Origin of the sequence: Microcoleus sp. CAWBG27 (genome assembly GCF_020883145.1) — a bacterium.
Lineage (GTDB): Bacteria > Cyanobacteriota > Cyanobacteriia > Cyanobacteriales > Microcoleaceae > Microcoleus.
The window spans coordinates 1-23,309 of the sequence record NZ_JAHREU010000024.1; the positions used below are offsets into that span (position 1 = coordinate 1).

At 45.9% G+C, this 23,309-nt stretch carries 17 protein-coding genes; 5 read left to right on the plus strand and 12 right to left on the minus strand.

Features of this window, described 5'->3' with window-relative positions; translation table 11 throughout:
- Positions 1 to 485: 485 nt before the first annotated feature.
- The 7 genes from QZ938_RS15280 to trxA form a co-directional block, all read right to left on the minus strand.
- On the minus strand, positions 486 to 959 hold the full coding sequence (locus QZ938_RS15280) for a hypothetical protein (protein ID WP_293348314.1): 474 nt from the start codon (positions 957 to 959) through the stop codon (positions 486 to 488).
- Positions 934 to 2,139, minus strand: a complete 1,206-nt coding sequence (locus tag QZ938_RS15285; RefSeq protein WP_293335081.1) for a sulfite exporter TauE/SafE family protein — start codon at positions 2,137 to 2,139, stop codon at positions 934 to 936. The genes QZ938_RS15280 and QZ938_RS15285 overlap by 26 nt, the downstream gene beginning before the upstream one ends.
- 167 nt (positions 2,140 to 2,306) lie before the next feature.
- Positions 2,307 to 2,672, minus strand: a complete 366-nt coding sequence (locus QZ938_RS15290; protein WP_293348317.1) for a hypothetical protein — start codon at positions 2,670 to 2,672, stop codon at positions 2,307 to 2,309.
- 30 nt (positions 2,673 to 2,702) lie between these two features.
- Positions 2,703 to 3,950: a transposase gene (locus QZ938_RS15295; RefSeq protein WP_293147497.1), complete on the minus strand. Its 1,248-nt coding sequence runs from the start codon at positions 3,948 to 3,950 to the stop codon at positions 2,703 to 2,705.
- Positions 3,951 to 4,106: 156 nt separating this feature from the next.
- Positions 4,107 to 4,373, minus strand: coding sequence for a hypothetical protein (locus QZ938_RS15300; protein ID WP_293213954.1), 267 nt, complete (start codon positions 4,371 to 4,373; stop codon positions 4,107 to 4,109).
- 295 nt (positions 4,374 to 4,668) lie between these two features.
- Positions 4,669 to 5,730 (minus strand): LOG family protein, encoded by a 1,062-nt coding sequence (locus tag QZ938_RS15305; RefSeq protein ID WP_293348320.1) that lies wholly within the window; start codon positions 5,728 to 5,730, stop codon positions 4,669 to 4,671.
- Between the two features lie 188 nt (positions 5,731 to 5,918).
- The gene (gene trxA / locus QZ938_RS15310) at positions 5,919 to 6,242 is read right to left on the minus strand and encodes a thioredoxin (protein ID WP_006631199.1); all 324 of its coding nucleotides are present in this window, start codon (positions 6,240 to 6,242) and stop codon (positions 5,919 to 5,921) included.
- Between the two features lie 313 nt (positions 6,243 to 6,555).
- Here trxA and QZ938_RS15315 point away from each other — a divergent pair, with 313 nt between their 5' ends.
- Positions 6,556 to 7,710 (plus strand): RNA-guided endonuclease TnpB family protein, encoded by a 1,155-nt coding sequence (locus QZ938_RS15315; RefSeq protein WP_363318774.1) that lies wholly within the window; start codon positions 6,556 to 6,558, stop codon positions 7,708 to 7,710.
- A 549-nt stretch (positions 7,711 to 8,259) separates the two neighbouring features.
- Here QZ938_RS15315 and QZ938_RS15320 read toward each other — a convergent pair.
- Positions 8,260 to 9,423 (minus strand): GuaB3 family IMP dehydrogenase-related protein, encoded by a 1,164-nt coding sequence (locus tag QZ938_RS15320; protein ID WP_293147492.1) that lies wholly within the window; start codon positions 9,421 to 9,423, stop codon positions 8,260 to 8,262.
- Between the two features lie 566 nt (positions 9,424 to 9,989).
- On the opposite strand from QZ938_RS15320, the gene QZ938_RS15325 reads away from it, so the two are divergent.
- The gene (locus QZ938_RS15325) at positions 9,990 to 11,201 is read left to right on the plus strand and encodes a lipid-A-disaccharide synthase-related protein (RefSeq protein ID WP_293348323.1); all 1,212 of its coding nucleotides are present in this window, start codon (positions 9,990 to 9,992) and stop codon (positions 11,199 to 11,201) included.
- Positions 11,202 to 11,464: 263 nt separating this feature from the next.
- On the opposite strand, the gene QZ938_RS15330 is transcribed toward QZ938_RS15325, so the two are convergent.
- Positions 11,465 to 11,722, minus strand: a complete 258-nt coding sequence (locus QZ938_RS15330; RefSeq protein ID WP_293147488.1) for a hypothetical protein — start codon at positions 11,720 to 11,722, stop codon at positions 11,465 to 11,467.
- Positions 11,723 to 12,041: 319 nt separating this feature from the next.
- Here QZ938_RS15330 and QZ938_RS15335 point away from each other — a divergent pair, with 319 nt between their 5' ends.
- Positions 12,042 to 12,581, plus strand: a complete 540-nt coding sequence (locus QZ938_RS15335; protein ID WP_293348326.1) for a hypothetical protein — start codon at positions 12,042 to 12,044, stop codon at positions 12,579 to 12,581.
- Between the two features lie 10 nt (positions 12,582 to 12,591).
- On the opposite strand, the gene QZ938_RS15340 is transcribed toward QZ938_RS15335, so the two are convergent.
- Both QZ938_RS15340 and QZ938_RS15345 read right to left on the minus strand, forming a co-directional pair.
- Positions 12,592 to 13,395 carry a circadian clock KaiB family protein gene (locus QZ938_RS15340; RefSeq protein ID WP_293147484.1) on the minus strand — a complete coding sequence of 268 codons (804 nt, stop codon included), beginning with the start codon at positions 13,393 to 13,395 and terminating at the stop codon, positions 12,592 to 12,594.
- A gap of 590 nt (positions 13,396 to 13,985) precedes the next feature.
- The gene (locus QZ938_RS15345; protein WP_363318775.1) at positions 13,986 to 15,035 is read right to left on the minus strand and encodes a type IV pilus twitching motility protein PilT; all 1,050 of its coding nucleotides are present in this window, start codon (positions 15,033 to 15,035) and stop codon (positions 13,986 to 13,988) included.
- On the opposite strand from QZ938_RS15345, the gene QZ938_RS33055 reads away from it, so the two are divergent.
- Both QZ938_RS33055 and QZ938_RS15350 read left to right on the plus strand, forming a co-directional pair.
- Positions 15,010 to 15,357 carry a hypothetical protein gene (locus QZ938_RS33055; RefSeq protein WP_363318776.1) on the plus strand — a complete coding sequence of 116 codons (348 nt, stop codon included), beginning with the start codon at positions 15,010 to 15,012 and terminating at the stop codon, positions 15,355 to 15,357. The genes QZ938_RS15345 and QZ938_RS33055 overlap by 26 nt on opposite strands.
- 658 nt (positions 15,358 to 16,015) lie before the next feature.
- Positions 16,016 to 17,413 carry an amidase gene (locus tag QZ938_RS15350; RefSeq protein WP_293348329.1) on the plus strand — a complete coding sequence of 466 codons (1,398 nt, stop codon included), beginning with the start codon at positions 16,016 to 16,018 and terminating at the stop codon, positions 17,411 to 17,413.
- A gap of 71 nt (positions 17,414 to 17,484) precedes the next feature.
- Here QZ938_RS15350 and QZ938_RS15355 read toward each other — a convergent pair whose 3' ends face one another.
- Positions 17,485 to 23,214, minus strand: coding sequence for an AAA family ATPase (locus tag QZ938_RS15355; protein ID WP_363318777.1), 5,730 nt, complete (start codon positions 23,212 to 23,214; stop codon positions 17,485 to 17,487).
- Between the last annotated feature and the right edge of the window lie 95 nt (positions 23,215 to 23,309).

Sequence of the window (23,309 nt, forward strand, 5' to 3'; positions counted from 1 at the left end):
TTCTATTGGCGAACGGTGACTTTATAACTGATTTTAAAGGGTTTAAAGAAATAGGTACATTTGAATTTATGGTTGGGTGGGGGCGGGTTTACGAGATTGTTTGTTTTTGGCAGTTATTTCGGTGAAACCGCCCCTACAAGATTGATGTTTTTTAGGGGATATTCTATTGGCGAACGGTGACTTTATAACTGATTTTAAAGGGTTTAAAGAAATAGGTACATTTGAATTTATGGTTGGGTGGGGGCGGGTTTACGAGATTGTTTGTTTTTGGCAGTTATTTCGGTGAAACCGCCCCTACAAGATTGATGTTTTTTAGGGGATATTCTATTGGCGAACGGTGACTTTATAACTGATTTTAAAGGGTTTAAAGAAATAGGTACATTTGAATTTATGGTTGGGTGGGGGCGGGTTTACGAGATTGTTTGTTTTTGGCAGTTATTTCGGTGAACCCGCCCCTACAAGATTCATGTTTTTTAGGGGATATTCTATTGGCGAACGGTGACTTTATAACTGATTTTAAAGGGTTTAAATTTAGCCGATGCTTTCGCCGTTCCGCTGAGTTTTAACTCGTAGATTCCTGCCTTGGGAAATACAATTTCTGCTCCGGGAATGCCTTGGTATCGCTCGGCAGATACGGCTTTTAAAGGCGGTTCCATCAGCGGTTTATTCCCCTGTTTGTGATTTTTTGGATAAACGGCTAGCTGGCAGTTGCACTGCTCTAATGGGATAATTTGACCGCCCCTGCGAGTTAGGGCAAACCATACTTTGGCTGTTTCTCCGGCGCGGGGATTGTGGTTTGGTTCTAGGTGAAAGGTAGCGGCGACATCTCCCGAGATTTCGACTTCGTGGGCGATCGCAGTTGTGTTTTGCTGTGGTAGGGTAAGTATTCCTGTTTCTATTAGCAATCCCAAGAAGACTAACAATCCTAAAGTTTTACTTTTGTTTGACAGGTGCAACATAGAAATTATCCAGTGATAAAATTGACCAAAATAAGCGCGATCGCACTAACAAAACTAACACCGCAACCGCGGCTAAGACGGCTGTCAGCAGTCGATCGTACAACTTCCATTCAAAACCGCCGAGATAGTGGGAACCGATGAGGGCTGCGTGAAGGGCGCACAGCAAGAAAGCGGGTACTGTTAGCAAATGAATTTGCCGCCACCGCTTCCCTAAATAATTCTGAATGCGATCGCAACTTGTCACCGCCGCCGGTATCATCAACAGCAGTCCCAGCATTCCCAATGCCATCCCTAATTGATGCTGCGGCAGCATAAAAGATACAGCGTCAAAATTCCATTGCAGCGTATGATCTAGCATATGAAACGTGTGGGCAAGGGCGATCGCAAACGCACCGACACCCAAAGCCCGACGGTAGCGCAACAGTGGCGGCAAAAACTTGCTGAGCGGACGCGCAATCAGTGCTAGCATCAAGCATATTAGCGCTGCGTGGCCTGTCAGATCGACCATTTCATCGGTTCGCAACAGAGTAATGATCCCGATCGCCACTGTCACCCAACCGCCCGCACGAAACAGTTGACTGCGTTTGTCGGTGCTGAATCTGCCAGCAAAAAATCCCACTCCCAGCATAGTTGGCAGCGTGCCCATTCCAAAAGCAAACATCGTTGCCGCACCCAAAATTGGGTTTCCGGTTTCTGCCGCTTTGATTTGCGCCCCGTACAGGAAACCGCAGGGAATTAAACCCCAAAGCAAACCCAAAGCTAACGGTATCCACCAGTTGTTTTGAGTTGAAATCTTGGTCATTGCACTGCTGATGCGATCGTGCGAAACTGGGTGCAGCAATGGCAAACGTGGGAGCAAACCCGGTTTAATTTGTACCAATCCAAACCAAATTAGCATTGTACCGGTGATAATGGCGATCGCCCGCCGCCACCCGCTACCGATACCTGCCATTTGCCCGCCTGCAATCAATACCGAACCCACTCCGCCAATTGCAGCGCCAACTAAAGCATAAGCCACAATTCTTCCCACATTTAATAGCAGGTGAAAGCGGAAGGAAGCTAATTTATCTTTGTCGGTACTTGACAGGGAAAAAGCCACTGTCAGCGGGCCGCACATTCCAGCGCAGTGTCCGAAACTGCCGAGAAATCCTAAAGTTGCAATTAGCAGGATGTCTAGCATTTTGAGTCAGGGGATTTTAGATTTTACATTTTAGATTTTAGATTGGTTTTTACTGCTTATGTCATGTCTGGTCAATTACCCGCGATCTGGTTTGTAGTGAGGACTTTAGTCCTTGATTCCTAAGGACTAAAGTCCTCACTACAAACCCTTTTGATTGTGGTCAACTCTCAACTGTTTTGAATGCCGATCGCCAAAATCCCCAAAATTTTATCAACTTCATTCAAAAAATACTCTAATAAATCTATTTTAACTGATTGCCCTTCCAGTATCAAAAACTTCCAAATTTCTCCCGTTGTCACCACTCCATAAATCTTTGATACCTGATTTCCCTCGCGCTCATTAAACAGTTGCGCTGCATACATTTCGGCCACGCACTCACCCAACCCAGCATTAATATTTTCCTTTTTTGCCTCAACGATTAAAATCGCAGGTGCGCTTAGAATCAAAAGTTCTACCGATCGGCTAATCAGAAAATCGCAACTCCCGTTTAATCCCAAGTCGCTATCAACCGTAAAATCGACACCCGAAAACAAACTAATGCGATCGGGAAACAGTCTGGTGAACTACCCAACACCCATCTGAGCACAGATAGGGTGTAGGCTTCCCAATTCATTGGGGATTGCCTCGGTCTTCATGGCTTTTTTACGTCCTGATAACTTTGGTCTTACATCCCCTCCAAGGGCAGAAGAGCTAGTTCCTAACTCCAAAAGTCGCAAACCTTCATTTTTAATATTGATTGCAGCATTAATATCTCTATCATGCTGTTTCTGGCAGTGAGGACAATCTACAAACCTTACGCCCAATGAATCATAGCCTTTCTGTAGCATCGGGATTGGTAGTAGAGTCTCGCTACAAAGTTGAGAAGATGGGAAAAAACGTCCTATTTCTTGGTAGGTATGACCAAATTTCTCAGCTTTGTACTTGAGCATGGTTTGAAACATCCCCCATCCTTGGTCTGATATCGATTTTGCCAAGTTGGGATTTTTTACCATGTTCTTAACTGCCAAATCTTCTACACAAATAACTTGGTTTTCGTAGGCTATTTTGCGAGATAGCTTGTGTAGAAAGTCTTCACGAATTCTAGCTATTTTGCTAGAAACTTTGGCTAATATTCGTCTAGCTTTACGACGTTTATTAGAAGTTTTATCTGTCTTTTTAGCTAATTTTTTATGTTTGCATTTTTTATTATTTTCTAGTTTGGCTAATTGCTTTTTAGGTAGGTCATATTTTGAGCCTTCGGAAGTTATAGCAAAGTGCTTCAATCCTAAGTCAACGCCGATAGCTTCCCTAATTGCAACTACCGGATTGTCATTTTGGTTAAAAAGAATAGATGCGTAGTACCTGCCGTCTGCATTTCTCGATATTGTTACAGTCGTGAATTTAGCATCAGGTAGTTGTTTGTGAAACACAGTTTTCATTAACCCCAGATTACCGGGAAACTTAATAACAGAATCCTCTGGCATCAGTTTGATATTTTGGGGATATTGAATTGATTGCTTACCATGTTTAGATTTAAAGTTAGGGAATTTAGCACGACCCTCAAAGAAATTGACAAACGCACTTGAAAGATTGAATGTTACTCGTTGTAAAACTTGGCTATAAGCTAGTCCCAACCATTCAAATTCTTTTTTTAGTCCCGGAAGCAACTTATCCATAGCTGCTTTAGAAAGCCCCTTGCCTGTTTCTTTGTACGCGGTGGTTGTTGCATTAAGCATATGATTCCACAACCATCTAGTATTGCCAAAACATTGAGCTAGATATGATTCTTGCTCGCCTGTAGGATAAATTCTCATCTTAACTGCTCTATACATGGTATCGACCTTACCGTGTTTACATATTCATAGTAACACATTTTTGATGATTGTTTCACCAAAAACAGAATATTTTGCTCGTTTCGTCGTCGTAGTCTTCCCGGTTTTCGCTGCGCTCAAATGTGGTCAGACTACACTCCTCAACTCACGCGCAATTCATCTCGACACTGACAAACGTACAGGTACAGTGTGAGCCTTCTTGCTGTTCGAGGTAAGTTCCAGCAAAATCGGCGCAATAATCATTTCCGATCGCGATTTTTCCGTATTGCTCGCCAGAGCAAAAGGCACATTATAAGCTAAAGTTTCTGTTAAATAATTGCTGCATTGTAAATCAGGTACGGCGGAAAACAAATCTTGTCTGGGCGAAATCGTTAAATTTAAAGATTTTTTGACACTTGCCAAACTAAAATCGCTGTAAGCCATACCTTTTGCCCTTAATTTTTTACTTTCTTAGGACTTCTACCCCATCTGACTGACGCAAGCTACCCCGCGATCGAGGGTGCATCTTAATTTGGCAAGGGCGAAGCATTTCGGCACATAATTTATGAGTGAGAACCAGAGATTGACTGCCGAAATGCTTCGCCCCTACGAATATATTTGCAAAAATCAGATGCACCCGCGATCGATCGACGGTTTGATTCGGGTACCATAACTGTCAACTGCTAATTAAGAGGGCGGGCACGGGGGCACCGCCCCTACCAACTGTCAACTGTTATAACTACTTTTGTTCTGGATGCGCTGCCGCCGGAGATGTCGCTCCCATTTGATTAATCGCAGCAATTAGCTGATAAAGCCGCCCCGAATCCCGCTGGTTGAAATGCAAAACTAGACGCGGTAAAGCGAAGGTTTCATCTGTGGCTTCGGCGGGCAGACCTTGACTTTTTTCGATTTTACCGTCTACCAAAATATCGCTGAACTCAGTATTTAACCGATCGACATTCTCGTCAGAAAGTTGAGACTTCAAGCGAATTACCAGTTTTCCATCCACGTAGCGGCAGGAGTGATAAACCAGATAAAAACTCGCGATCGCCTCACAAGCGACATTTATATCATCTGTAATTGTGTACAGGCTGCGATCGTCGGCTGAAATCAAACCCCGACCACGCAATTGTTTTTGTACAAAATAATCCCAATCGTGCCAATAATCGCCTCCGGGTCGATCGAGCAAAACCAAAGGGGCCGGCCCAAACTTGCCAGTTTGAGTCAAAGTCAGACACTCAAAAGCCTCATCCAGAGTGCCGAAACCGCCGGGAAACAAAGCCAAAGCATCGCTTTCCCGGAGAAAGAATAACTTGCGGGTGAAAAAATATTTAAAATTGAGCAACTTGGAGTCGCCCGCAATGAAAGGATTAGAACTCTGCTCGAAAGGTAACTGAATGTTGAGCCCAAAAGAACGTTCCGCAGTCGCCCCCTCATTCCCCGCCTGCATAATCCCCCCACCGCCACCAGTAATCACCATAAATCCCTGCTGGGCGATCGCCCGTGCAAAATCTCTGGCTAGCAAATATTCCGCCGATGTCGGCGACACCCTCGCCGAACCAAAAATCACAATTTTGCGAACGTGGCGGTAAGGATAAAACATGGAAAAAGCTCTCTCCATATCTCGCAGCGACGACGCCATAATCTTCCAATCGAGGCGATCGAGTTCCTCTCCAGCCATTTGCACGATCGTCGAGAGCGATCGTTCGATCCACTCAGAGTGCTTTAACATTGGCAGGCGATCGATTAAGTCGATCGCATCAGCTTGGAGGGACTCAAAACCTTGACCAGAAGGAATCATGAATTTTTCCGAAACGGTAACAATTTGTTGTTGCTAAAAATTAAGGGGCAAGCCAAATTTAGAAGCCAGTAGCCACCAGCAAATAGCACTGCTAGCAACTAATAACTTTTCCAGTAGCTTTGCCCCGGTTCTGAAGATAGTTAGATTTCGCGGCCCCAAAAAACAGCCCGAAACCTCTCGCAGTTTGGTTAAATGTACTTTTCCAGAGTGTTGGCCAGAGTAGTTTTCGGAACTGCCCCAACCACCATATCAACCCGCTGACCGCCCTTAAATATCATCAGCGTCGGAATGCTGCGGATACCGTATTGGCTTGCCACATTAGGATTCTCGTCGGTGTTAACTTTTACTACCTTCACCTGCCCTTCATATTGCTGGGCAATTTCGTCTACGACGGGCGCCACCATCCGACAGGGCCCGCACCAGGGAGCCCAAAAATCCACTAGAACTGGAACTTCGCTATCGAGCACTTCCTGTTTAAAGGTAGAGTCGGTTACTTGCGCGGCTGCTGACATCCCTAGCCATCCTTGTAAATACTATTTCTCGGATAACAAGTTTAGCAAAAAGTGTAACCACTTGCGTCAGTCGATTTTACGATTTTAGATTTTAGATTTTAGATTTAGCTAACGGGCGCGGGAATCCCTCGCGCGATAGCGCTGCGATTGGTGTGGGATGAAAGCCAGGGCTGTTGACGACGCTCCCTGAACGAATTGGCGTAGCCAATAGAGTTGCGGAGACGGAGGAAACAGCCAGTCAGTCTATTGGGCAAACCAGAAGCTTTTGTCTTGCGGGTGTTATCATACTCATAGAAGCACGATAAACATAGTCATGTTGAAAGCAGTCAAGGTCAGAATCTATCCCACCGACATTCAAGAAGCCCATCTTGCACAGGCTTTCGGGTGTGTTCGTTGGGTTTGGAATCAATCTTTGGCTGCGATGTCCCAAACCTACAAAGACACGGGAAAGGGAGTATCGGCTTATGACATGAAGAAAATGATTCCGATTTGGAAGAAAGAATACGAATGGTTGAAAGAGTGTTACTCTCAATGCCTTCAATCTTCTGTTCTGAATCTGTCTGGTGCGTTTATCAATTTCTTTGATGGTCGCACAGGCTACCCAACTTTCAAAAATAGGCACGGTCGCCAGTCGATTCAATTCCCTGCAAACGTTAAAATCCTCAGCAATTCCGAGATTAAGTTCCCCGGCAATCTGGGCACAGTTAAAGCGAAAATTCATCGGGAAACTGAGGGAAAGAAACTCAAAACTGTGACGCTATCCCGGATGACAGATGGTCGCTATTACGCTTCCTTGTTGCTAGATGATGGTACTGAAAAACCAGAATCGAATAGCGAAGGTCATGCCATTGGGATTGATTTGGGACTGACTGATTTTGCCGTTACTTCTGACGGTTCAAAGTTTCAAAACCCTCGTCATCTAAAAAAGCATGAGCGCAACCTGAAGCGAAAGCAGCGTCAGTTGTCCCGCAAAAAGGATAAAACGACGAACAAACGTCGTAAGGCTAAAAAAGCACTAGCGAAAGTGCATTCCAAAATCTCTAGAGTGAGAGAAGATTTCCTCCATAAGCTATCCCGCAAGATAGTCAACGAAAACCAAGTGATTGTGGTGGAAGACTTGGCAGTGAAAAACATGGTCAAGAATCACAACCTAGCTAAAGCAATCAGCGATGTAAGTTGGGGAACGTTCCAAACCATGCTCAAATACAAAGCGGAGCAAGACGGCAAGATTTACCTAGAAGTGGGTAGATTCTTTCCTTCCTCACATCTTTGCTCTAACACACTGCTGAAAGTAGCCAAGATTGATTTATCGATCAGGATGTTTGAATGTCCGCATTGCGGGGAACATCATGACCGGGATATCAATGCTGCTATCAATATCAAGAATGAAGGCTTGCGGATATTGTCGTTGGGAACCAGCGATACTGCCCTTGGAGGCAATGTAAGACCTTCATCGGTATGGGCGTAAGTCTACTACTGTAGAGGCGGTTGCTGATGAATTGGGAAGCCTACCCCATACCGCATAGCAGTTGGGGTGGTTAGTTCACTTGCAGCATTGAATCTCGGAGTTCAAACAGGAGTCCACTATTCTGAGTTCTGCACGACGATTGTACGTGGCACGCTATCCCTTTGTGGGTCGGAGCGACGATTTTAACAGAAGGCTTCTGAAAAAATTCGAGAAATGGAAGTTAGAATTCGGCATTCTGCCACCAAAAAATTTTCCCCCTCTCCGCCTTTCCCCCTCTCCGCCTCTCCCCCTCTCCGCCTCTTCCCCTCTTCCCTCTCCGGATCGAACAGCCTTAACCCCGTACCTAGTCAGTAAAGGGGAGCGCTTGGGGTCAAAAAGGAACCGCCCGAACAGTAGTCCGGGCGGAGTGTGGTGTGAGGAGTGAACGGAAACATGCGTCTCCGCTTCTTATATTGTGACACCTCCTTCTCGATAATTCCACAACATTCTGTAAATTTCGAGACGATCGCACAAATTTTGTCAAGGTACGATGGTATTCAATCGATAAATCTACTTACCCATACCCAACTGCTGAGCTTTTTGATAGACTTTACCCTCCGTCAGCAGAGAAGGAGCAATCACCACTTCCACTTGCTGCATCTCCTTAATATCCTTAGCGCCCAAGGTACCCATGCTAGTTTTCAGCGCTCCAAGCAAGTTGTGCGTACCGTCATCGAGCAGTGCTGGGCCCCGCAAAATTTGCTCCACAGTCCCAGTAGTCCCCACCCGAATCCGAGTGCCTCGCGGCAAAACCGGGCTGGGAGTCGCCATTCCCCAGTGAAAGCCCCGGCCCGGAGCTTCCGCAGCCCTAGCAAAGGGCGAACCAATCATCACTCCATCAGCGCCGCAGGCAATGCACTTGCAGATATCGCCCCCGGTAATTAAACCACCGTCCGCAATTATCGACACGTATTTGCCAGTTTCGCGATAGTAGTCGTCCCGCGCAGCGGCGCAGTCTGCTACCGCTGTCGCTTGGGGAACGCCGACACCCAATACCCCCCTAGATGTGCAAGCAGCCCCCGGCCCGATGCCCACGAGAATGCCTGCGGCGCCAGTTTTCATTAAATTCAGGGCGACTTCGTAGGTGACGCAGTTGCCCAAAATTACGGGTATTGGCATCTCTTGACAGAATTGGGTCAAGTCCAAAGATGCGATCGACTCTGGGGAAAGAAAAGCAGTCGAGACTACAGTAGCCTGCACAAAAAATATATCGGCTCCAGATTCAGCAACTTTTAAGCCGTATTTGCTCGCACCTGCGGGTGTACCGCTGACGGCGGCAATCCCTCCTCCAGCTTTAATTTCTTTAATTCTGAGCTCGATTAATTCTGGCTTAATGGGTTCGGCATAGAGTTGCTGCATCAGAGACACAAATTCGTGGTTCCCCACAGAAGCGATGCGCTCTAAAATGGGTTGGGGGTCAGCATAGCGGGTTTGAATTCCTTCTAGGTTAAGCACGCCCATTGCTCCCAATTCCGACAGCAAAATGGCCATGCGGACATCGACTACTCCGTCCATGGCGCTGGCGATGATCGGGATTTCTCGATCGATCCCACCAATCTGCCACTTAGTATCTGCCAAACTCGGATCGAGGGTACGCTGTCCCGGTACGAGCGCGATTTCATCTATGCCGTAAGCTCTGCGAGCGCTTTTGCCCCGCCCAATTTCAATATTCACGCTGTTTCACTTCCACAATGTATTTAAATTAGAGTGAAGTACCCACCGTCAAGCGGATTACCGCTATGACGGGGGCTTCCTGTTTCAACCGCCACCGCCTCGACACAAGCTTGCCTTATGTTTCGGTCTTACGCAGCGTCTAGAGGTTTGACAAGCCGTCTTGCCCTGACTCTCACATCCCTTGCACGATGCCCAGGCAGCCACCCTCCTTCCGAAGGCAGAAATGTTTTTAGTCGGAAACCCACATGGCGTTTGATATATTCAGTGGCGGATTTCTTTTAGTGGATAGTGCGAAGCGTACTTACGCTTGCTCGAGTGCAACGGCCTTTTAGACGCCGCGCGGGGTGATCGACCTCCAAACCGATTGTACCAATTCTCGAAATGTTTCTGCTAAGCAATTATCTATTTGTTCATCGAGTACGACTCACACGCCTTTCATCCCCCACTAACCGAGTACGGTATAGTGGGGGAATTCCCGTCTGCCTTGTTAACAAAATCGTAGCTCGGTTGCCGGTCGCGATCCTCTCACGGTTTTTAACAAAAGCTCATCAATAATTTTCATTCCCATGAACTCCAAGGAAATACTTTTCCTCAGCAACGGCCACGGGGAAGACGCGATTAACTGTCAAATTGTCAATGCTTTGAGAGCATCTGCGCCAGAGATTCAGGTTTCAGCGATGCCCATTGTCGGTGATGGGGCTGCTTACAGTCGATCGACAGTACCAATTATCGGGCCCACCAGTCCCATGCCATCTGGGGGAGTTTTTTACATGAATCCCCTATTTTTCCTCAAAGATTTGAGGGCGGGGCTACTTCGTTTGACTTTGCAGCAAGTCAAGGCTGCTTCGGCGCATTCGCAGCAATGCGATTTGGTGGTAACGACTGGGGATATTGTCGCGGCGGGGTTCGCCCATGCCACAGGCCGCCCGTATATAATTTTTCTGTCGGCTCATTCTACTTATTACGAAGGGCTAGCCGATTTGGGTTTCCTCTTGAATTATTTGCTTTCCTCCGAGCAATGTCTGGCTATTTTCACCAGGGATGCTTTGACTGCTGCGGACTTAAACCAACAGGGTTTCGAGAGAGCGATATTTGTCGGCAATCCTGTCATGGACAACCTCAATGCTACAGGCAAAGATTTGCAGTTAAAGCCTGGAGTTAGGACGATCGCCCTTCTGCCCGGTTCGCGGCTCCCCGAAGCCACGGAAAACCTGATTTTGCTGCTAAAATTGGTCAAAGAAATTGCCGCCAACTCTACCTTACCAGTGCAGTTTCGAGCAGCCTTAGTTCCAAGTTTAATGCTGGAATTAGATAATATTGCAGCGCGCTCCGGATGGCTGCACCGAGAAGGAAAGTTAGTTTGTCAAGAAATCAAACAGCAGGATAGTGAAAAAGCAGCAACAGTTGAAGTAATTTGCTACTCCGATGCTTTCGCCGACATTTTGCAGCAGTCTAATTTAGTAATTGGGATGACGGGAACTGCGATCGAACAAGCCGTAGGCTTAGGAAAACCAGTAATTACCATCCCTGGTAACGGCCCGTCATTTACCTATCGGTTTGCCGAGGCTCAAAACCGGCTGTTAGGTGATTCAGTGCAAGTTATTGGCACAGAACCAGCAAATCCTGAGATTATCAAAGAAGCTGCCGCGTCAGTCGATCGCACTTTGCAAAACAAAAAATATTTAGAGACTTGCGTAAAAAATGGCTTAGAAAGAATGGGGCGATCGGGCGGTAGCAGCCAAATTGCCGATCGCTTAACCAAATATCTTTCTGATTAATTGGAGTATGCTGCTTAAACAATTGAGAGTTAGCAGTTGGCAGGAAAGCATTTGACAGCGAGGTTTTAAACAGTTAATACTCAACGCCTGTAATTCTTACTTGCTAAATTTAGTTAGGACAGGGATGGGCTTCTCGCATCCCCTGTTGTTATCAGAAAGAATTGGTTGAAAGCACCAACCCCGCTCGGGAGAAATTTAAAAAAGACGATTCATTACTCCAATCCTCTTCCTTCCAGGTAGAGGTCGCCCTCAATTGTCAACTGTCAACTGAAAAGTCTTGCCCAATGTTCGCAATTGAATCGATAGAGTTCATATTGCCAGCGTTCGTGAAACTCTGCTACAGAAATATGCAATGCTTGATTGATGCGTTCCTTTTCCCGATATAATATCCATTTGGCAGTTTGAAATCTATCCCAATCAATTTGCCAAATTGCTAATCTTGCCGTATTTTTTTTGCTATTGCTGTGAATTGGTTTCCATCCTATAGATTCCCAATCGTTAATTTGTACTGAGTAATGCAAGATATTGGGGTTGTGAATGTCGCAATGATGGAGTAAGCTTCCGTAATGCCGATGGAAATTATTAATAATAAGAATATCGTGAAAGTTTTAAATAATTTTATTATTATACTCCTATTTATAGCGATTGCTAAGTAATTGAAGCACGCAGGCGATCGATGGCTAATGACTAATTACTAATTACCAATTACAAAGTGTACTTCATGTTACTGAGAAAAGGGATAGTCATACTATTGGGGGATAATAAATCATCCGATTGGGTGAGGCGGAGTCGAGAGTTTGTAGCTGTATTATTAAACGGTTATTTTCAGGGAATCTATCGATGAAGTTGCAAGCTCTGTTCGCTGGTTTAGTCAGTCTGACAGTTTTAGGAAGCGGTTTATTGGCGGTGGAATCTGCGATCGCCCAACCAGCCTCTGTTTTTAGGCCGCTGATTGACGACATTCGCCGCCAATTGCCCAAAGGTTTGAAAATGCGGCTGCCTGCGTCTATCCCCGCTACTCCGATACAGCTTTATCCTTTCATTGAGTCGGATGGTAAAGTATTTAAAGTTAATATCGGAATTAAGCCGGACTGCGCTAAATCTGCGAATGCTTCGTCTTGCACTGTCGGAGTATTCGCTGTGGTTTCACCCGCTAATTCTAAAAATTGGCCTGGGCAAGATAAGGATATTTCGCCAATTAATTTGAGTGGTGGAATTCGTGGCTACTATTTAGCAAAAGGTGGTGGCAGAACTATTTCTTGGGAACAGGAAGGACTCAGATATGCCGTTGCGGTATCGGGGAGTGCAGTGTCTCAACAGCAGTTGCTGGATCTTGTTAATTCGATGGTGAGTCAACCGGCGATCGCCAGTATTCAATAATCGCACAAATCTAAAATTCTGAATTGCTCAACAATCTGACTATTTTTTGGGCATCGTTCAATTCGCCGACTATTCGCCGCACGGGTTTCGGCCAGATTTTAATTAAAGTGGGAGTTGCTGAAATCTGATCTGCTTCTGCTTGTTCGGGATGTTTTAACACATCGATTACTTTCAAAGTGTAGGGGCGATCGAGACATTTCTCTAGGAATTGGTATAAAGTTTCGAGGGTGCGTTCGGTGCTGGGGTTGCTCCCGGAAACAAACAGCCGCAAAACGTACCCTTGGGTTGGTGGCGGTGGGGTGAGTCCTGTTGGTTTGGTTCCCGGGAACAGCGGAGATTGCCGAAAGTGGGAGGGAGGTACGATCGCAGAATTGCCAGAGTCCGATCGCCCAACGTCGATCGGATATCGTACAACTAAGTCGTGATTTTCCCAAAGTTCGGGGAATTGTTCGTGATAAGTGGCGATCGCCATTGGTTCGCAGATTTCGTCGCTGCGGGCTTCCCAAACCAAGTCGCTCGTGCCAAAAATGGCATTTAGCAGCGTTTGATGTCGCAGCACCGGGGGGTATGCCTCGGCTGCCACCCGCAACTGTCGATCGGTGCGATCGCGCCAGCAGTCAACTGTTGCCGTGTAGCAAGGTATCAGAAAATGCGGCGGTTCCGACAAACCGAGTATCTCCTGGAGAGCAACGCACAACTGCAAGTGCCACTGAGTTTGCTTGCGGGAGTCTATACAATAGATTAAGTCTCCCCCTGGTGTAAACAGTGCAATGCCTTTGAAAAATTCTGGCAAAATCGGGCGATCGACTTTCATAAAAATAATACGGGATGCGGGAAACGAGCGCGTCTTTAGACCTGAGAGGAAAGCGACGCGAGGGACTTCAGTCCCCGTGTTCTTGAAAATGTGGTATAATTTGAATTGTGAGTAAGAACAAAAACATCTACGTGTTGAAACATCCTAGTATCGGAGAAATCCCTGCAACTTAGTACGCAAGAGTGAGAGGTAACACAAAAAGAGCGGTGGGATGGCAGGATGTTGAGCGTACCGTGTCTTGGCAAGCGTGATGGATTCTGAAAGCATTGGAAATAACAATCATTAGCTAGTAACTATCGCTTGACGATTGGTGACTAGGTAGACGGCGTTTGACGGCCGTAACGAGATTAGATTTAGGTAATACACGCTTGTCTAATTCTGTCAGTAGAATCGAGCGTGGCGTTGACTCCCTGAGAGTGTCAATGAAGTACCAATAGACTTGCATTGCAAAAATCTTTGATTGATAGATCAACCGCAGATGCAAGGCAGATCAACGCAGATAATTTCAAGACTTGAGAGCGATTTTTGCAATGCAAGTCTAATAACAGTTAACTATTAATTAATAACAGTTAACTGTTAACACTCGACCTTTAGACTCGACCTCGGAGCATCTGGGCCATTTCGTTGGGGAACGGTGAGTTTTCTACAGCCAGTTCTTCAGTAATTCTACCTTCTTGATAAAGGCCGTAGAGCGACTTATTCATCGTCGTCATGCCTTCATAAGTATCTTTGATCATGATTTGATTGATTTCCTCATTCTGTCCCTTCAGAATGTATTCCTTAACCACGTCGGTATTGATCATCACGTCGTGGAAAGCAGCCCGTTTGCCGTCTGTGGTTTTGCACAGCAGTTGAGCAATAATCGCCACTAGGGATTCGGAAATTGAAACCCGTATGGCGTCCTGTTCTTCCGCCCCGAACATATCCAGAATCCGGTTCAGGGTTTTAACTGCACTGTTGGTGTGCAGAGTTCCTGCAACTAAGTGACCTGTCTGAGAGGCTTTGAGGGCAATTTCCACCGTCTCTCTGTCCCGAATTTCTCCTACTAGCAGCATATCCGGATCTTGCCGCAGAGCACCTTTGAGAGCACTCATAAACTTGAGGGTGTGTCTGCCGACTTCCCGGTGCTTGATCAAGGATTTTTTGCTTTCGTGTACGAATTCTACCGGGTCTTCGATCGTGATGATGTTGTAGGCTTTATTTTTGTTGATGTAGTCGATCATGGCGGCCAAGGTGGTCGATTTGCCAGAACCTGTGGGGCCCGTCACCAAAATCAGCCCTTTGTGGTAGCCACATATTTTCTTAAAGACTTGCGGCAGGTTTAATTCCTCCAGCGTCATTATTTTGGCAGGAATTAGCCGCAGCACCATCGCCGGGCCGGCCAAGGAGTCCATGCAACTGATCCGAATGCGGACGAAGCCGAAGTCGAAAGCACCGTCAAAGTCTAGGGTTTTTTGGAAAATTTCAATTTCTTCATCGCTCATGCACTCGCGCAGCCAGCCAAAAAACGTATCTAAATCCGACGGTGGATAGCCGATATCGGCTATCTCGCCCCGGTTTCGGAAGCGCGGGAATTCGTTGACTCCGAGGTGAAGATCGGATACTCCTTCTTCTTTGGCTCGCATTACCAACTCTTTCAAAGTCGGAATTTTGTTGTTGCTGGAATTTTTAGGTGTGGCGGTTGATTGGGGTGCTGGTGCGGGTGGTGGCGGTGCTGCTGGTGCGGGTGGTGGCGGTGCTGCTGGTGCGGGTGGTGGCGGTGCTGCTGGTGCTGGTGGTGGCGGTGCTGGTGGCATTCCTGCTGCTCTGGGAATGCCTGGAGCTGGAGGGCGTGGCAGCCCTGGGGGTGGGGGAGCTCCGGGTACGGGCGGACGAGGAGCTGGCGGATGCTGTTGTGTCATATGCGCTACTGGGAATTTGGTGAGAAGGCTGACTCGAACAGTTGACACTCAAGGCGCGTAAACGCACTGAGATTCTTTAGAAGGAGATATCCACCGTTGGACATTGCTCGAACCGCTACTCGTAGAGCTGCTTACTCGAACTCTACCGCAGCGCGACAGGGGGTGCCAATTCCCACTACTCTCTCCGCTATTTCTAGCATTGAGGCTACTTTGATTTGTTGTGAGTGATTCAGTCGCCCCAGAGTCTTTACTTGCAAAGGCTAGAGGTAGGGTATTATTGGATACCAGTTTAACCATGTCGGTTAAACGTCTTTTAACTACAAAGTCCAATTGCTAGGAGTTTCACCTTACTTTAGAGGTCAACGTGTGTGTGTCTATTTTAACACACTTCCCACATATAAAGCCGTTCTGTAAGGCTTGCGCTGAGCTTGCCGAAGGAACGGGGTTTCCACCCACATTTTCTGATGATTTGTGGAAGTTAGACAATGCCGATCGCCCGAAGAGCGTTTCTTGCACAAAAGCTTAACTGTTCCGATCAGTTTATCTCAAGAGGGGGTCGCAGCAAGGAAATATTCTGCTGTTTGCACGCGGGCGATCGCTCTGGCCCTACAATCGAATATGGATTTTCGACATTTTTGAATATTTTTTTAAAGGGAAAGACTTTTCCTCAAAAAACAGTATAAATAGATACTTGACCGAACTATTCAGGACTTACACCTATGAATTCTGTCGATCGGGCTTTTAGTTCAGCCCTGGATTTGGCGAAGTCGATCCGCGATCGGGAAATTTCGCCCCTAGAAATTGCCAATGTGTATTTGGAACGGATCGATCGATTAAACCATCAACTTGGTAGTTATTTTACAGTAACTGCCGATCGGGCGATCGAGCTGGCGACAGCGCAAACCGAACACCTAGCAGGCTTAAACAAGTCAGAGCAATTGCCGCCTTTTTTCGGAGTGCCGATCGGCATCAAAGACTTGACACCAGTTACCGGCATTCCGTGTACTTACGGGGTTCAGGCTTTGCACAGTAACATATCTCCCTACAACGAGTCAGTAGTCTGGCGGATCGAAGCAGCCGGATTTAACATTCTGGGGAAAACAGCAACCTCTCAAATAGGCTCATTACCTTACAGTGAACCCCCAGGTTTCCGGCCCGCGCGCAATCCCTGGAATTTAGAATACACGCCCGGAGGTTCTAGCGGCGGCTCAGCGGCGGCCGTAGCGGCGGGTTTATGTGCGATCGCCCAAGGTTCAGACGGCGGCGGTTCGATCCGAGGCCCAGCTTCCGCCTGCGGTTTAGTGGGCATTAAACCCTCGCGCGGGCGAGTTTCCTGGGCGCCAGTCGGAGATTACCTAAGCGGAATTTCTGCCAACGGCCCTCTCGCCCGCACCGTGGCTGACGCCGCCGCCCTGTTGGACGTAATGTCAGGCTACACCACCGGCGATCCGTACTGGCTACCAGACCCAAATCCCACGTTTTTAGAGGCTTCCGGCCAAAAGTTGGGCAAACTGCGAGTTGCTTTTTCTACCAGTATTGCTCCCGTGGGTGAGGCAGCGCCTGTGTGTCAGCAAGCGGTACTCGATACCGTAAAATTACTGACAGATTTGGGTCACGATATCGAACCGGGATGCCCGGATTTTACAGGTTTAATCGAACCGTTTACAGTAATTTGGCAGTCAGGGGCGGCAGCAAGCGGCATTCCAGGCAAGGTTTTGGAACCGATGAATCGCTGGTTGTTGGAAAAAACTGTTGCGGCTGGGGAATATTTGCGGGCGGTGAATCAAATGCAGGTAATTTCACGGCGGATTGTGGGATTCTTTGAAAATTTTGATGTGTTAGTTTTGCCGACTTATATGCACTCGCCAATTGGCATCGGGGAGTGGGCGGATTTGAGTTGTGAGGAAACTTTGCAGCGGATTATTAATTGGGTTGCTCCTTGTCCGCCATTTAATGCGAGTGGTTTGCCTGCGATCGCACTTCCAGCCATCTTAGATGATAACGGTTTGCCGGTGGGAATTCAAATTATCGGGCGGCCGGCGGCGGAAGCAACTTTAATTGCTTTAGCAGCGCAGATAGAAGCGGCGAAACCTTTCCCTGTTTTGGATTTTCAATAGGTTTGTAGTGAGGACTTTAGTCCGCATCAAAGAAAGGACTAAAGTCCTCACTACGAACCGGTTAAGATTGCCTAATTTAAGGGAATTGCTATGACAAATTCCGCACCTTTTCCCGGTTCAGAAATACACTCGATCGCACCGCCGTGTTTTTCGACTACAATTTGATAGCTAATCGACAATCCCAATCCCGTACCTTTCCCCTCGGGCTTAGTGGTGAAAAACGCATCGAACAATTTACACCGCGTTGCTTCAGGCATCCCCCGCCCATTATCCTTAATCCGAATCACCGCAAAACTGTCAGTTTTCCCCACTCTTCCTTCTTCCCTCTTCCTCCTTCCTTCTTCCTTAGCATCCTTGACTTCGGTGTAAATTGTGATAATATTCGGATGCTTTTCAATTTCAGCATAAGTGCGATCGGCATTTGACTCATCCAAAGCGTATATCGCATTGGACAGCAAATTCATAAACACCTGATTGAGTTGTCCGCTGTAGCACTCAACCGCAGGCAAATAGCCGTATTCTTTAATCACTTGAATTGCTGGACGTTCGGGTTTAGCTTTCAAGCGGTGCTGTAAAATCATCAACGTACTGTCGATGCCTGCGTGGATGTCGGCGGTTTTTTTGCGGGTGCCGTCAATGCGCGAGAAGTTCCGCAATGATTGCATGATATCGCGGATGCGATCGGTTCCTAGCTGCATGGAACCCAAGATTTTCGGCAAATCTTCCATCAGATAATCGAGTTCAATATTTTCTGCTGCTTCCACAATTTCCGGGACTGGATTCGGATAATTCTGCTGGTAAAGATTGACAATGGAAATCAAGTCTTTGACATAATCATTAGCATGATGGAGATTGCCCGAAACAAAACTAACGGGGTTATTGACTTCGTGAGCGACTCCTGCTACCAACTGCCCCAAACTTGAGATTTTTTCAGTTTGTACGAGTTGGGCTTGGGTTTGCTGCAATTGGTGCAAAGATTGTGCGAGTTGCTGCGACTTTTCTTGTTCTTTTGCGTAGAGTTGGGCGTTTTCTATGGCGATAGCAACTTGAGAAGTGAGCACTTTTAAAACTTGCAATCTCTCGGCTGTAAATGCACCGATAGCTAAGTTGTTTTCCAAGTAAAGAATACCTGTGAGTTTGCCCTGATAAATAATGGGATTACAAATAATTGACTGAGGCTGACTGCTTACAATATAGGGATCTTTGGTGAACAAGCCCTCTGAGGCTGCATTGTTTAAAACCAAGTCTTTTTGAGTTCTGGCAACATAGTTGACTATCGAGATGGGCAAATCTTGACTAATTTCCACGGGCAAGGATTGCAACACGACGGCTTGATTTTGATCGGTATTGGAAGTGGCTTCGATCAAAAGATTGCCATCTTTGTAGAGCATCAGCACTGCTTTTTGAGCCCCGGCATTTTCTAACAAAATCTCGATTAAACTCGCGAGCAATTTATCCAGCACAATTTCGCTGGCAATAGTTTGAGATGCTTTGATGAATGTGCCGATATCTAATATTTTGCTAAACTCGCTGTTGATGGCTGTTGTTGTGGCGGTGACAGTTAAATCGCAGTAATTGATTTGTCTGTTGAGGGTTTGGGTCACTAATTGGGGATATCTGGATTCTAAATCTTTGACTTTTGCTATGGCTCCCCAGTGAATGTAACCGTAGTATGATTCTGTGAGATAGACTTGAGCAATTTTGTCTTTTTTACAGCCAAAATAAAACTCGGCTGCAAGTTCGTTGGCGAGTGCTGCTTCTTGGATATATCCCTGCTCTTTTGCGCCTTGAATGGCTTTGTCATAATAATCGGCTGCTTCCCAAGCTTTCCCGAAAAATCGCGCTTTTTCTGCTTCTACCAGGTCATACTTGTGCTGATAGTTCATTGGGGCGTGGTGCGCCCAATGCTGCATTTTTTCCTGATTGGCTGCTACCTGCCTCAAGTATTTTTCTTGTTCTAAATTGTCAGCAGTTGGATACACAGCGAGGAGTGCCAGGGAATAGTAAAAATTGTGCGTGCCTATCATCATATAGCCAATTGCTGCTTGTGCATATTCTGTCGCCAAAGATGCGTTAGCAACTGATTTATCGGGCTTTTTGAACAAGTAAAAAATCAGCATTCTAGCAAAATACACATTAAAAATTGACATGGGATTAAGCTTTTTCACACTAAGTGATATTTCTTGTTCCGTATGTTTTTCACCTATAAATCCATATCTATTCCCTGATATACCTCGCAATTTCAAAACAATTTCCCCCCAAATACCTAGCAACTCCATCGAAAGTTCTTGTTTTATATCGCGGGCAAAATTCAAGTATTGCACTTGTTTTTGTTGTACAATTTCCAGCGACTCTCCCATCAAAAATGGACAAGAACAACTGTTGATAGCAGAATAACTACTAAATTCTAGATCTCCTGTTTCGATGCCACTTTGAATACTCTCTATTAATGGTGCAATTGTCTCTTTAGCGTGTTCTTTCCAGTGACGGATAAAAGTGTTAAATATGTGGTAAACTTTGCATTTTAGTTGTTTAGCATTGAATAGGTCTAATAGCTTCAAAGCTAGCTGTCCAGAATGATATCCAGCATCTATCTCTCCTAATGCTCCAGTCAGCAGCAAGCCGTACCAACTATAGGCGATCGCTCCTAGTGCTGAATTACCCCGTTTAATCGAAAAATGAACCATTGTGAAGATTATCTGTGGCAATAGTTCCGGTTTTGCAGCAAAAGCAGGAGTAAGAATAACCGAGAGTATCCGCATGATAGCTAACTGATATTCATCAGTCATTACCGGAATATTTTTTAGTTCCTCAAGCTGAGGTAACTTAATTCCTGCCAAACCCTCTGGTGGGATTTCCGATAGGGGAAATTCTAATATTTTCAAAGCTTGGAAACCAGTATCGACGGCTTTTAGAATCTGGTTTTGAGACATATAAGACTGGATTTGCAGTTCGTAAACCTTAACTTTGTCGAGTATATTTGTAGCTTGTCGCAAAACGACCTCTGCTAATTCGTGCGATCGCCCAAAGTTAGTATTCAGATACTCCGCCTCCGCTGCTTCAACGTGCAGATTCAACGTCAAGTCATAATCAGTTTCCCAACTCGATCCCATATTAACGGGGAACAGAGGGAAGTTAATGAGTTCCAAGCCGACATTAAAATACGTGACAGCGACTTCGTAAGCATTGGATGCTTTAGCTTTTTTCCCAGCGATCAGATTTAGTTTTGTTAGTTCATATTTGTCGGCTTTTTCGGCGAGTAATTCAAAGCCGACATTCAGTTGGTTGACAATATCAAACACATTCTCTTCAATCTCGGAAGCAGGAGTATTGTCTAGCAGTAGTTGACCGATTTTTAGGTGTGTTGTTTGCTTTTCGTCATCGGGAATCAGAGAATAAGCTGCTTGCTGCACTCTGTCGTGCAGAAATTTGTAGGAAATCTTTGATTGGGAAGCCGCAAGAAGCAATCGCAAATTGTCCAATCCCCAGCCTCCAACCAGCGGAATCTTGTAAGCATTACTCAACGGGAGAACCAATCCAGTTTGCAGCGCCGCCCAGAGTTCGCTAGCAGTTTGCGTCTGGGATTGTTCGTTGACAATTGACAAAACGTCGAGGGTAAACCTGTCGCCAATACAAGCCGCCAATTTTAAGACTCGCTGCGTGGTTTCCGGCAGTTTTTCGATGCGGCTGGCTACCAATTCCACGACACTTTTGTCCGTAATGCCGATCGCCTGAATCTCTGCTAAACTCCACTGCCAACTACCGCTGCTCAACTCAAAGTGTAACAGATTCTCTTGATAAAGGGCTTGCAAAAGTTGCGTGATGAAGAAAGGATTACCGCCGGTTTTGTGGAAAATCAACTCAGCCAGCAATCTCACCTTGTCGTTAGCCGTGAGAGTATCGGCAATTAATTCCCGAACATTCTCAAAATCCAGCGGTTGCAAGATGATATTATTAACAGGAGTACCAGTTTTTTCAATTTGTTCAATCGCCTGTACGAGCGGATGAGTCGGATTAACTTCATTATCCCGATAAGCACCAATTAAAAGCAGGTATTGACTTTCGGAATTACCAAGCAACAACTGCATTAAATTCAGCGAAGCCGAATCTGCCCACTGCAAATCATCTAAAAATATTACCAGCGGATGTTCTCGATGAGTAAAGACACCGATCAACTCTTGAAAGACTCGATTAAAGCGATTTTGAGATTCGGTAGCTCCCAATTGTGGTACTTCCGGCTGCTTGCCAATAATTAGCTCAATTTCTGGAATTACATCAACAATCACAGCACCGTTTGCACCCAAAGCCGCCGCTAACTTTTCTCGCCAAGCTTGCAATTTTTCGCTGCTTTCAGTCAGCAACTGCCCGATTAAGGAGTGGAAAGCTTGAATCAAAGCTGCATAGGGAATGTTGCGCTTAAATTGGTCAAATTTGCCGTTAATAAAATAGCCACGCTGTCGCACAATTGGCTTGTGAACTTCATTGACAATGGCGGTTTTGCCAATCCCAGAATAACCGGAAACTAGGACTATTTCGCTTTGCGTAGGAGCTTGTAGATTTTCTGAACTTTCTGGCGGTTGTGAGCCTGCAAGCCCGCTAACTCTTTCAAAAGCAGCCAGCAGGCGATCGACTTCAGCTTTTCGTCCGTAAAGTTTTTGAGGGATTGACAATTGTCGCGATCGATCCAACTGTCCCGGTACAAAATAAGCAATTTCCCCAGTTGTCTGCCAAGAATTCAAACAGTTTTCTAAATCTGCTTGAATTCCCTCTGCTGTTTGATACCTATCTTCGGCATTTTTTGCCAAAAGCTTCATCACAATATCCGAAACAACTTGCGGAATCTTATCGCTCTTTTCTGGATTCCTGCTGTATTCACAAGGTGGTACGGGATGTTTGGCAATATGACAGTGTACGAGTTCCAAAATATCGTTGCTGTTAAACGGCAATTCGCCTGTCAGTATTTCGTATAATGTGACGCCTAGGGAATAGAAATCGCTGCGATAATCTAAGCTGCGGTTCATTCTCCCGGTTTGTTCGGGAGACATATAGGCGACTGTGCCTTCAACTAAGTTAGCACTGTTGATTTGAGGGTTTTCTTTACTCAGCCTGGAAGCGATGCTGAAGTCGGTAATCTTGACTGTTCCTGTTTCCAGGTTGATGATAATGTTGGAGGGTTTGATGTCTTTGTGGATGATGCCGTTCTGATGCAGCGAGCTGAGTCCTGATGCTAGTTGAATGCCAATACTTAAAAATGCTGTTAAGTCAAGCTTTTTCGAGATAATTTGGTTGAGGGAGCGGCCGCCAAAGTCTTCTGCAATTAGGGCGAGACGGTTTTGACAGGTTTCGAGGCTGTAATATTTGACGATGCTGTCTACCTGTAAATGCTGACTAATTTTATATTCGTTTTTTAAGCGGGTAATTTGTTCGAGGGTGGGACATTCTGCTTTGAGGATTTTGATGATGACTGGTTGTTCGTCTGACTCTCTAATTCCCCGGTAAATGCTGGTATTGAAGCCGTCGGATATGGAGGTGCTGATTTGGTAACCTGGAAGTGCAAAGGTATTCATTGAAATCATTCTGATAGCTGAGTTAAACAGTTGACAGTTGACAGTTGACAGTTGACAGTTGACAGTTGACAGCGAAGCGATCGGAACGGAGATTTCAACTCCGTTCCGATCGCAATCTGCCGACCTGAGTAAGGGCTTCAAACCCTTGCTATTCGGTAAATTGATTTTTTTCAAGGCTGGGGGAAACGATATGATGCGCTTGGGACGATCGCACTGCACTCGAAAAATTATCATTCTGATGCAAAGGTCAGGGATATCACAGGGTTTTATTTATTATGATAGTAAACACAAAATATGATGTCAACCGCAATTTAGCTTAGTCCCTTAAG

Excerpts from the sequence above, each read along its gene's own strand:
- QZ938_RS15280 (WP_293348314.1), bottom strand. The coding sequence starts at position 959 with ATGTTGCACCTGTCAAACAAAAGTAAAACTTTAGGATTGTTAGTCTTC.
- QZ938_RS15285 (WP_293335081.1), bottom strand. The coding sequence starts at position 2,139 with ATGCTAGACATCCTGCTAATTGCAACTTTAGGATTTCTCGGCAGTTTC.
- QZ938_RS15295 (WP_293147497.1), bottom strand. The coding sequence starts at position 3,950 with ATGTATAGAGCAGTTAAGATGAGAATTTATCCTACAGGCGAGCAAGAA.
- QZ938_RS15300 (WP_293213954.1), bottom strand. The coding sequence starts at position 4,373 with ATGGCTTACAGCGATTTTAGTTTGGCAAGTGTCAAAAAATCTTTAAAT.
- QZ938_RS15305 (WP_293348320.1), bottom strand. The coding sequence starts at position 5,730 with ATGATTCCTTCTGGTCAAGGTTTTGAGTCCCTCCAAGCTGATGCGATC.
- trxA (WP_006631199.1), bottom strand. The coding sequence starts at position 6,242 with ATGTCAGCAGCCGCGCAAGTAACCGACTCTACCTTTAAACAGGAAGTG.
- QZ938_RS15315 (WP_363318774.1), top strand. The coding sequence starts at position 6,556 with ATGTTGAAAGCAGTCAAGGTCAGAATCTATCCCACCGACATTCAAGAA.
- QZ938_RS15325 (WP_293348323.1), top strand. The coding sequence starts at position 9,990 with ATGAACTCCAAGGAAATACTTTTCCTCAGCAACGGCCACGGGGAAGAC.
- QZ938_RS15335 (WP_293348326.1), top strand. The coding sequence starts at position 12,042 with ATGAAGTTGCAAGCTCTGTTCGCTGGTTTAGTCAGTCTGACAGTTTTA.
- QZ938_RS15340 (WP_293147484.1), bottom strand. The coding sequence starts at position 13,395 with ATGAAAGTCGATCGCCCGATTTTGCCAGAATTTTTCAAAGGCATTGCA.
- QZ938_RS15350 (WP_293348329.1), top strand. The coding sequence starts at position 16,016 with ATGAATTCTGTCGATCGGGCTTTTAGTTCAGCCCTGGATTTGGCGAAG.
- QZ938_RS15355 (WP_363318777.1), bottom strand. The coding sequence starts at position 23,214 with ATGATAATTTTTCGAGTGCAGTGCGATCGTCCCAAGCGCATCATATCG.